Below are 11755 nucleotides of genomic sequence, written 5' to 3' on the forward strand. Positions count from 1 at the left end.
TAGCATTAAAGTATGGCTAATTCCTCCGTTTTAACTAAGTGAATAATTATAGGTGATGATTTTAATTTGATAATTTAGTAAAAGTGACGGTTGGTCTGGTGTTTTTGGCTTTTTAAATGGTGTTATTGTCACGTTGAGAAAATATTTTACAATAATATAATCTCGGCAAAATATATTTTGCCAAATTACTATGTTCGCTAAAAATACGCTGAAATTAACATTAGGTCTTACGCTTACATCTCTTTTATTGAGTGCATGTGGTGGTGGTGATGGAGGAGACAACACACCTCCAGCTAGAAGCAAAGGAAGCATTTCCGGTATGGTTTTTGACGCCCCTGTAAATGGCGCAAAGATTGAGGTTTTCGAGTTCAAAAATGGAAACTTAGGTCGGAAGTTGGCTAACACGACGTCTGATGCGTTCGGAAACTATCTGCTAGAGTTTGAATCGTCTTCAATGCCTCTTTTTGTTGTTGCAAAAGAGGGGAGTTATACCGACCCGTTTACGAATGAAACGGTATCAGTGAGCAATGCGAAGACACTTAAATTTGAAGGTGTTGTGAACTTTAAAGAGGGGAGTGAGCAAAAGTTAATGCTTACTCCGCTGTCGAACTTGGCAGCAGGCTTGGCAAAGTACAAAATTTCTCAAGGATCCACAGATGAGAGTGCCTTTTCAACCGCTTTGGATAGTATCAATAGCATGTATGGGTTTGACGTAAATGAGACCAAACCTATTGATATAACCAAAGGTGGGCAAAGCAGTTTTGCTAGTGCTGGTCATCAATACGGCGCTTTATTAACGGCATACTCGTCTTACTCTTACGATCTTATAAAAAAATACGGCAACAGCGATAACGTCTACACTTCAATGCATTTCGCTGACATCCAATATCGGGATGTTATTGCAGATGGTGTTCTTGATGGTCTTGAAGTGAGCCAGACTTCAGGAGCAGTGACTCCCCTCAGCTTTGGACAGAAAAAGATAAATAGCGACATTTATACACGTGATTTATCTCAGCATGTTCTGATCGTGGTAAACGATCCAAGTGTCAATATCTCTGGTACTGATGCCGCAGACTATGTCGACTTTAGTAAGAAGCTTAATGACTTAGGTACATATGGAAGTACTGATGGCGTCATTCCACCGCGAGATGGTACGGATATCGATACAGATGCGCCAATAGTTACTCGTACGGACAGTGATGTGCTCGCTGGCACCGATAAAGTTGATCTAAAGATTGTAGATGATATCGGCGTAGAAGACGTATCCGCCTTTATTCAGTATCAGATTAATGGCTCTTGGTCTGGTGAATTTCAATGTAACGACATACAAGATTTTGGAAGCACATTCTGTTCGGTTGAATTTGATGATTTTGAAGTTGGCCTTCGAGAGACCAACGTTAAAGTTAACATTAATACCAAAGAGATCGATAGTGTGGATATGAACCCTGCCACAGGGCTCTCAAACGTAACAGCAGCACGATTAGTCTTATATACAGCGGATGTATTGGGTAATGAGTTAATTCCAGGCAGCCATTCGGGTCTTCATATCAACTTTGAATGGGATAACGATGCGCCTGTTATTGATATTACATCGGCGAGTGCAATTAATAATCAACTTAAAGAGTATGTTCTGAAAGGGGTTGTAAAAGAAAGCTCGCAAGAGATCAGTTCGGTCAGTATTTCATTTAAAGATGGCTTACATGAGGACGTCACATGTTCTCCTGTAACGGTAGAGTCTGGAAATGCTTGTGAGTTTAGTAAGGCTTACCCAACTGATGAATTCCTATCTACGACGGTCTTTGAGGTTCGAGCGAAGGATAGCAAAGGTAATACGGGCACCGCTCAGCATGCAGTAAGTCGTGACGATCAAGCGCCAGCACAGACGATAACCTATCCTGAAGGTACGTCAATGACGTACGTAAATGTGGGTTTAGATGGTGAACGAACCACTTACGATGGTATCTACTCTCAAGATACGTATACCCCAGACAATGTTCAAGCAAGCCGCGATTTCCTAAAGATTGACTATGCGTACGCAAGTATAGGGATTCAGAATTCATTAAAAGGGGTAGATTTTAGTAACTTCAACGCTAACTTGTTGAAAGAGAATAAAATCCCTTATGTTCGTGTGAAAGTCTCAGACGTAAATACCGATACGGTTTTAGGCTCCAACGCCAATAAACTGAAGCTCGTCGTCAAGTATTATGTCAGCCAAAATAACGATAATAATTACTCACTTCAGCAGGTTATTGATACAACCGCATCGGATGATGACTACATCGCAAAAATACCGCACGAAACGCTGTTAGACAGCAATGGGCGTGTAGAAGATGTCATCTATTACATTCCATTTGTAAGAGATATTTTGGGTGACAGCTTTAAATCGGTATCAGAAAACAGTAGTCAAAAGTTAGTCATTCAAACCGTCGATGAGTCTGATAACGAAAGCACTCCAAGAGAAGTATATTTTAGAAGTAGCTTTGATCTGCCAACTATAAAAGTGGTGACACCATTTATTGGTGCGCGAGCGCAACTTGAAGGATTGAGTCCAAATGGTGAATTCACTTCACTTGCGAGTTGTACCACTATCCAACAATTGGAAAGTGATCAATCAATGGCTCTTGACGTCGCGAGTTGTGAAACCACAACTGATGTTGTGAATTATGACTTCATGCGTGTTCGTTTAATTGGTATCGAGGGCAGCGAGCCATACTACTATCAATGGAAAAGAGATCCAGGAACCAAAAAAGTAACGGTTGATTTAAACAAGGCCAATATTGGCGTGTACTTTAAGCTCAATGGCTCTCAGACTTACTATATTACTGAACTATCGACATATCAGACTAGCTTGTTTGATTTCCAGTGGGATCAAGTCACTGCCGGAGAGAAAACTTCTGAGCGTGCGATTCAAATTCTTGAAGAGGTGCGCTACGCGTTATCAGGTACGAACAACAACTCATTCTTTGGGTTTGATCCAACGGTTGTGCCTTATGCAACGAACGAAATGCTTGCTACCAAAGCGATTCCAGAAAAGCCATCAAACGATTATCTACACCGATTTCTTGTCGAAGCTATCGATAGTATTGCTCAAGGAATGCCGAGAAATAACTCATTAGATTTTGCCTCCGCTATTTACGATGATTTGAGCTTTGATGGAAAAGCGAATGGTATTGGTGTTGGTGGACGTCAGGTTATGCTCGATTCTTATCAATTCGGTTCCGATACTTATCGAAAGGATTTAGCGCAATCGTATTACGAAATCATGGCGAGCAAATACGGTATTGAGACCAATATCGCGCAGCTCTATGCTGATGATATTTCGATGGCTAATCCTAACTTAAATGGTAAGAACATTTTTGATACAGAGGGTAGCAGTATCGATATCTTGCCTCCACAGCCAAAATTAACGATTGAAAGCGGTCGAGAGACGATGGTTGGCAATAAGCTTTATATTGCTGGTGAAGTTGTTTCTAAAATTGTCCTAGACGATCCTTCTGGTATTGTAGAAACCGACGCTTATGGTCCGAAGTTTAGCACGATGTGGTATCAAGCCAGTGAGCCAAACATTGAAATACCGCTGGACATTAACATTGTAGAGAACCCTGGCAACAGCAATGCTTATCGAAAAGAGTACCTCTTTACCCTTAACTCTCAGTCTAGTGAACTAAAAGATATTGTAGAGTTTGCTGTGGAAACCAGTGCCATGGATCCACATGGTAATGCGTATGGTTACGATGGCAAAGCTCCGTTTATAGAAACGGTATTTATTGATAATGATTTCCCTAAAACGAGTTACCTCCCACCTAATGATGTCGATGGTAAACCTGTAGAAGACGGTATTTATTTAAATGCCAAAAATACCCATGAATTGACCTTCAAGGTTGAAGACGTTGTGGGTGACAAGCTTTCTTCAAGAGGTCTTGTTTTCTACCAGCAAACGGGTGAAAAAGTCACATACACACCAGAGGACTTTGTGAATAACTCGAAAGACGCCTTTAAAGTCAAATTATGTACGGGGGAGCTTTGTTCAAATCAAGGCGCGACGATTTACCCGGGTGATGGTGATTGGTTAGTCGTTGCAGCGGCAGAGGATAATTTAGGTAACTCCGTTTCAGAGTTAACTAGCACGGCTCCGAGATTCAATATTCGTATCGACTCTGAAGCTCCTATTGTAAAAAGTGAGCAGGTTCAAAGTCGTTTAGGCGGTAACAACCAATGGACACCTGTTATTGATTGGGGGACGTTAAGCCCCGGGAATAATGTAAAAATAGATCTTCGCCGAGGATCTGGTCAGGCACTGACATTAGAAAGCTGTGACCCTCTAACAGAGACGTGTGACGTACCATACCTAGTTGGTGAACAACCTGACGTCAAAGTCCAACTGGTTTCAAAAGCATTTGATTACGATGAATGGAATGAATTTTATGTCACTGCGACGGACAACGCTTACCCTGCCAATGTTAGTACAACAGGGAAATTCACATTCCAAATCGATAACAAAGGCCCAGAAATCATCCTAAATACGCCTTGGGTTGAAGACACATTGTCCAAAGAGAACTATGTTGTCGGGCGTGAGTTCAACGTGCGATTTAAATCTGTAATAGACGATTCAGACATTGAGCAAGTCTCTCTATATCAGAATGGTAAAGATTCGCCAATTAAGACAATTGTGCCAACGGATTCATCTAAAGAGTTTGTAATGTCTCTCATTAAGAGTGACACAGATAAAATAGACATTTCTGAAGATGAAAAAACCACGTCACTGTATGTAAAAGCAACCGATATTTACGGTTTTGAATCTAGTTCTAACACGAGCAAGGTTATTCTTGATCGTGATGGGCCAACATTAGGGTTAAGTGGTTTCAATGCGAATGACTACTACTTAGGAAACTATGTCTTTGACCTAACGGCGTTAGACCTAAATGCCAACGGTGATATTTCAATTAATGGTGTAAACCGAGAAAGCTTAGAGTATTGGACGTTTAGCGATCTGGAGCCATTACCTGGCTCTCCAGGTAAAAAAATCAATGAAGATCTCAAAGTGAGCCTTAGTGATTTAGGTACGGGTACACACAAGGTTCGTTTAAAAGGGTCTGATGTTCGTGGCAACACAACCTTAACCAGTGGTGAGCAAGATTTTACCGTTAAAGTGTACAATTCCATCCCGCAGGTAGCGCTAGCGATGAGTTACACGGATGGAACGCCAATTACAAACAACACCATCTATCAAGATGGGAATATCGTACTTACGCTTGATATTGTTGATGACAGTGGCGTTGATCGAATTGACTCAACGTATAGATTTTCTGGAGAGCAAAACGGGACTAACTTTACGTTCTCAGAAACCGCAGATGGCACTTGGACGGCAACGCTGCTTTCTACACAAATTGCCAAAGATGGTAACTATGAACTTGATATAAAGGTTTACAACAAAGTTCGTTACCTTGACGAAAAAGACAGAAAGGTTGGAAAAGTAAACCAAACCTTTAGCGTACAGCGTGAAGGCGTGGTTCTCTCGGTTGCAAGTCCGCTGGACTTCCAGAATTACTTATCTGATGGTGTTCTTGATGTCACCTTTACTACATTGAGTGCGGTCAAAGCCAAAACGTTAGAGTGTTGGGTTCGTGAAGAGTACAACTCTCTAGATGCACCACCAACTAATGAGCAACCAACTTCTGGTGTTATCAACGTATCGCAAGAACCTTACAGTTGTAGTGTCAATGTTGGGCAAAACATGACGAAAGCACCTGTCACTTTGATCACTAAAACCTTGGGTACAAATGGGCGTGAAACGATCAACAAGTTCAATTTTTCGATGGTGGATATTGATGCGCCAACAGTCGTTGATGGTAACTCATACAGTTTTAAAGGAAGTGATGTTTGGTTTGATGAAGCTTTGAAGAAGAAGATGCTCACATTTGAGCTCTCTTTCAATGATGCTTTGTCAGGCGTGAATACTGAAAGTTCAGATAAATATCCAAAGTTGGTTCGTAATCTTGGCAACAAAGCTTATACACCAACGACCTGTGCCAAAGGTGTTGGAAATATCAAGTGTACGTATTCTGAATCCTACGCCGATATTATTGATGGCCTGAGTACAACTCAAGAATACAAAATCAAGAACGTATCTGATTTAGCAGGAAACTTGACGCCAGAGCATGATCTGCTGCTTGAATTACCTAAAGGTTCGGTAGTCGTTGAAATTACTGATCCGGTTGGAAACACAACCATTAATGGTCAGCAGCTTGTCGCTAAATTCAGAATTAAGTTGTATGAAAACTCTAGGCTAGACAATGTGATGGCCAGATTTGGAACGGAATCCTACAACTATAAAGATAATCCGGAGAAGTTTGCACAATTAGAGGTGTGTGCAGATGATCCAACCTACAAGTGTTCAACATTTACAAGTGAACTTCCTAGCGATGCGGATGGAAAAACGATCAGGACAACGATTACCGCAACGGATGTGTGGTCGAGAGTCGGTGAAGCGACCGTTGATATTAAAGTTGACAATACATCTCCAAGTGTTGGCGATGAGATTATCGTAACTGAATCGCCAACAAATCCAGATAATGTTCGTTTTCGTTTCGACATAACGGACACTGGTAGCAGCCTCGCAAAAGTAAACTACTCGGTTTTAAACCCGAGTTATCAAGAAGAAAGAGTAGAGGATGGGAATGGTTCATCTACGTACTTTGAACTACCGAAATCTCAGTTAGAGGGGCGTGGTTCAATCACAGTAGACATCAAAGCGACAGATAGCGTCGGACTGTATTCTGATATCAGAAAAGTCATTGATATTAGTGTTCCTAAAGTCACGGTTGATTTCGATGGAATTACGAGTTTGCAGGGTGGGAAACTGTTTTTAACCAAGGCGAGCCAGCCGTTTACGGTATCTACGGTGGAAGGAGAAAGAGTGAAAGCTTCACAATATTCTGTGGAGCTTATTCCAAGCCTAGGTGATTCCTTGCGTTACTCAGGTGATGTTATCTCATCTAGTGGTAATGGAATGATGAACTTTGCCGTCGATAACCAAGGGTCATATACCCTTAAGGTGACGGTGACGGACTCAGTTGGAAGAGAGAATACAAGCTTTGAATTACTAGGCAAAAGTTATGATGGACAAGTTATCGAGTCTATTGTTGATTATGGCCTTCCAAGTATTTCTGGCTTAAGTGCTAATCAAATTTCTAAGGTACCGACAAACGATAAGTATCAGCTAGAAATTAGCGCCTACATTACAGATAAAAATTTAAACCTCGTCACGTCAAAAGCGGTGAGTGGTGGCAGCACTGTGGCTCCTCAAGCGATTACTGAGCCGACAACCGAAGCGGGGCCTTATGTCATAAGCTATTTGTTACCTAAAGGCGATCATACGATCACGGTGGCAGCAACAGACAAGGTGGATAACAAGAGTGAAAGTTCTATTGACGCGCATGTGGAAGCGGCAACCGTTCCCAGGCTAAGTATCTCTACCGCCTCAAGCGCCCCTCTTTTTGGAGGCGAAGAGATTACGCTCGCGTTTAACTTTACAGAAGAAGTTACGAGCTTTGATATCTCAGATGTCCATCTTGTCGCTAGTGATAGCGGTGCAACAGGAACGTTAAAACAAGATACTTGGTCGACTTCAGACAATATTACGTGGATGGTTAATTACATCAGCCCAGAAAAACAAGATAAAAATATCACTATTCAGGTAGAAGACAATAGCTATCAAAGTACCAATACAATTCCTGGAAAAGGAAGCAGCTTAAGTATCGCGGTTGAAGGAACCTTACCAAAACTAACCAATGTGACATTTAACCCCGAGCACCAGAGCGTGGGGCAAAGCGTGAGTGTCTCGCTTGAGTTTGATAAAGAGCTCCAAGAGGCGACCGCTACGCTTGGCGGCAATCGCATTAGTTCTCTGTCAGCAACGGCAGATAAAAAGGTCTGGGTTGGTGATGTACAAGTTCCGAGCACCACGCTGTTAAGTGTCGACTTGGTTGTTAGTCAGTTTAAAGATTTGACTGGCAACATAGGTGAGGATAACACCGCTCACGAATTACCGATCACACCGACCTTAGTCATCACGCCAGTGGGCAATGTGGATGAAACGCATGCCGCCACGCTACAATTCGAAGGTACGTCGACACGCTTTGACGGCCAGTCCCTTCGTCTTGAAGTGAAAACACAAGGCAGCGCGACGGTATTGAAAAGCAGCAGCGCAACGGTAAAAGCTGGTGGCACTTGGGCCAGTGACGCGATTGATATGAGTCACCAAACCAATGGCACTTACACCGTGATGGTGAAGGGGACGAACTCAGCGGGTATTGAAGTGAGTGAAAGCCAGAGCTTTACACTCGCGCAGTCTCTGCCAACGTTGACTAACGTGACGTTTACGCCTGAGCACCAAGCCATCGGCCAAAGCGTGACGGTGACGCTGGAATTCGATAAAGATCTGCAATCCGCCGCAGCGGAGTTAGGTGGTACGACGGTCACCTCATTAGTGGCAACCGCGGACCCAAGCGTTTGGACTGGTGATGTGGTGGTACCAAGCACGTCAGAGCTCAATGTGGCGTTGCTTGTTCGTGACTACCAAGACTTATCAGGGAATATCGGTAGCCAGAACACAGCCTACTCTATGCCAATCACGCCGACCTTAGCCATCACTCCAGTGGGCAGTGTGAATGAAACGCATGCCGCCACGCTACAATTCGAAGGTACGTCGACACGCTTTGACGGCCAGTCCCTGCGTCTTGAAGTGAAAGCCCAAGGCAGCGCGACGGTATTGAAAAGCAGCAGCGCAACAGTACAAGCCGGTGGCACTTGGACCAGTGACGCAATGGACATGAGTCACCAAACCAACGGCACTTACATCGTGATGGTGACAGGGACGAACTCTGCGGGTATTGAAGTGAGTGAAAGCCAGAGCTTTACACTCGCGCAGTCTCTGCCAACGCTGACTAACGTGACGTTTACTCCTGAGCATCAAGCCATCGGCCAAAGCGTGACGGTAACGCTGGAATTCGATAAAGATCTGCAATCCGCCGCAGCGGAGTTAGGTGGTACCACGATCACCTCATTAGTGGCAACAGCGGATCCGAGTGTTTGGACTGGTGATGTGGTGGTACCAAGCACGTCAGAGCTCAATGTGGCGTTGCTTGTTCGTGACTTCCAAGACTTATCAGGGAATACCGGTAGCCAGAATACGGCTTACTCCATGCCGATCACGCCGACCTTAGCCATCACGCCAGTGGGCAATGTGGATGAAACGCATGCCGCCACGCTACAATTCGAAGGCACGTCGACACGTTTTGACGGTCAGTCCCTGCGTCTTGAAGTGAAAGCACAAGGCAGCGCGACGGTACTAAAAAGCAGCAGTGCAACGGTACAAGTCGGTGGCACTTGGACCAGTGACGCAATGGACATGAGTCACCAAACCAACGGCACTTACACCGTGATGGTAACGGGGACGAACTCAGCGGGTATTGAAGTGAGTGAAAGCCAGAGCTTTACACTCGCGCAGTCTCTGCCAACCTTGACTAACGTGATGTTTACGCCTGAGCACCAATCTATCGGCCAAAGCGTGACGGTGACGTTGGAATTCGATAAAGATCTGCAATCCGCCGCAGCGGAGTTAGGTGGTACGACGATCACTTCATTAGTGGCAACCGCGGACCCAAGCGTTTGGACTGGTGATGTGGTGGTACCAAGCACGTCAGGGCTCAATGTGGCGTTGCTTGTTCGTGACTTCCAAGACTTATCAGGGAATACGGGTAGCCAGAATACGGCTTACTCCATGCCGATCACGCCGACCTTAGCCATCACGCCAGTGGGCAGTGTGGATGAAACGCATGCCGCCACGCTACAATTTGAAGGCACGTCGACACGTTTTGACGGTCAGTCCCTGCGCCTTGAAGTGAAAGCCCAAGGCAGCGCGACGGTACTAAAAAGCGGCATTGCGACAGTACAAGCCGGTGGTACTTGGACCAGTGACGCAATGGACATGAGTCACCAAACCAATGGCACTTATACCGTGATTGTGACAGGGACGAACTCAGCGGGTATTGAAGTGAGTGAAAGCCAGAGCTTTACACTCGCGCAATCTCTGCCAACGCTGACTAACGTGATGTTTACGCCTGAGCACCAAGCCATCGGCCAAAGCGTGACGGTGACGTTGGAATTCGATAAAGATCTGCAATCCGCCGCAGCGGAGTTAGGTGGCACGACGATCACTTCATTAGTGGCAACCGCGGACCCAAGCGTTTGGACTGGTGATGTGGTGGTACCAAGCACGTCAGGGCTCAATGTGGCGTTGCTTGTTCGTGACTTCCAAGACTTATCAGGGAATACGGGTAGCCAGAATACGGCTTACTCCATGCCGATCACGCCGACCTTAGCCATCACGCCAGTGGGCAGTGTGGATGAAACGCATGCCGCCACGCTACAATTTGAAGGCACGTCGACACGCTTTGACGGTCAGTCCCTGCGCCTTGAAGTGAAAGCCCAAGGCAGCGCGACGGTACTAAAAAGCGGCATTGCGACAGTACAAGCCGGTGGTACTTGGACCAGTGACGCAATGGATATGAGTCACCAAACCAATGGCACTTATACCGTGATTGTGACAGGGACGAACTCAGCGGGTATTGAAGTGAGTGAAAGCCAGAGCTTTACACTCGCGCAATCTCTGCCAACGCTGACTAATGTGACGTTTACGCCTGAGCATCAAGCCATCGGCCAAAGCGTGACGGTAACGCTGGAATTCGATAAAGATCTGCAATCCGCCGCAGCGGAGTTAGGTGGCACGACGATCACCTCATTAGTGGCAACAGCGGACCCAAGCGTTTGGACTGGTGATGTGGTGGTACCAAGCACGTCAGAGCTCAATGTGGCGTTGCTGGTTCGTGACTACCAAGACTTATCAGGGAATACAGGTAGCCAGAACACGGCTTACTCCATGCCAATCACACCAACAATACATCTAGATGCTATCAACGATGTTGCTGGAGTGGAAAGCGTGACAATAAGTGGTAGCAGTGAACGATTTGAAGATAGTGAGTTCATAGATATCAAAGCAGTCGACGCTGATGGTACAGAAGCCACAGGCATGGCTACCGTGTTTGCAGACTCATGGACAACTGATTTAGATCTTTCAGGACTGAAGGACGGGGTGGTGACGATTTATGTGAATGGTACCAACAAGCTTTCCGCCTCTGCCGAAGAGGCTCAAGCAACATTTAATTATGATCGCTTCGCAAATACAGCCTCCTTAGGTGCTGTCTACAACCGATATTTTAGTGAGAACAAAACTTTAAAAAATGCGGCATAAATAAAGCGAGCGTTTAGCTCGCTTTATTTATTTGGGACTTTTTGTGATATTTATCAAAATAATTGCCTTTATTGATAAGTTACTCGAATTAATGAATCGTCTTAATACAAGGCTGAATAACTATAATAACTAGGCCAATGTTGCTTTTAGGTGTGTATGACGTGATTGTGATGGTCGCTCGGCAGGTGCTGTGGTGAATGTGTCGCGTTGAAAATCTTTTTAAATATTATATATTTACGCTCGTTTCTATACTCTGAGTATAGTGTTCTGCATGAGGTCGATGAGTAATACCTCGCCTCTTTAACTCGCGATGAAGCAAATTTAATCCTAGCAAGCTTCAGAGCAGTTACTTTTGTGAGTGCGTAATGCGCTCACCTTTTTATTTAAACTTCCTCAGTAACAGTCAATTTGTTGTTTGTTGCTGAGGAGGGCACCTCATAAACT

The 11755-nt window shown here is 44.6% G+C and carries 1 protein-coding gene; it reads left to right on the forward strand.

Translation table 11 applies throughout. The annotated features are described in order from the left end of the window. Positions 1-319 precede the first annotated feature (319 nt). Positions 320-11311 (forward strand): tandem large repeat, encoded by a 10992-nt coding sequence (locus MSG33_RS01985; protein WP_248379619.1) that lies wholly within the window; start codon positions 320-322, stop codon positions 11309-11311. The last annotated feature ends 444 nt before the right edge of the window (positions 11312-11755 follow it).

This window comes from Vibrio sp. 1CM7H, assembly GCF_023161645.1.
GTDB classification, from domain to species: Bacteria; Pseudomonadota; Gammaproteobacteria; order Enterobacterales; family Vibrionaceae; genus Vibrio; species Vibrio diabolicus.

What these genes read in the sequence shown, in the direction of transcription:
- MSG33_RS01985 (WP_248379619.1), top strand. Translation starts at nt 320, where the DNA reads ATGGTTTTTGACGCCCCTGTAAATGGCGCAAAGATTGAGGTTTTCGAG.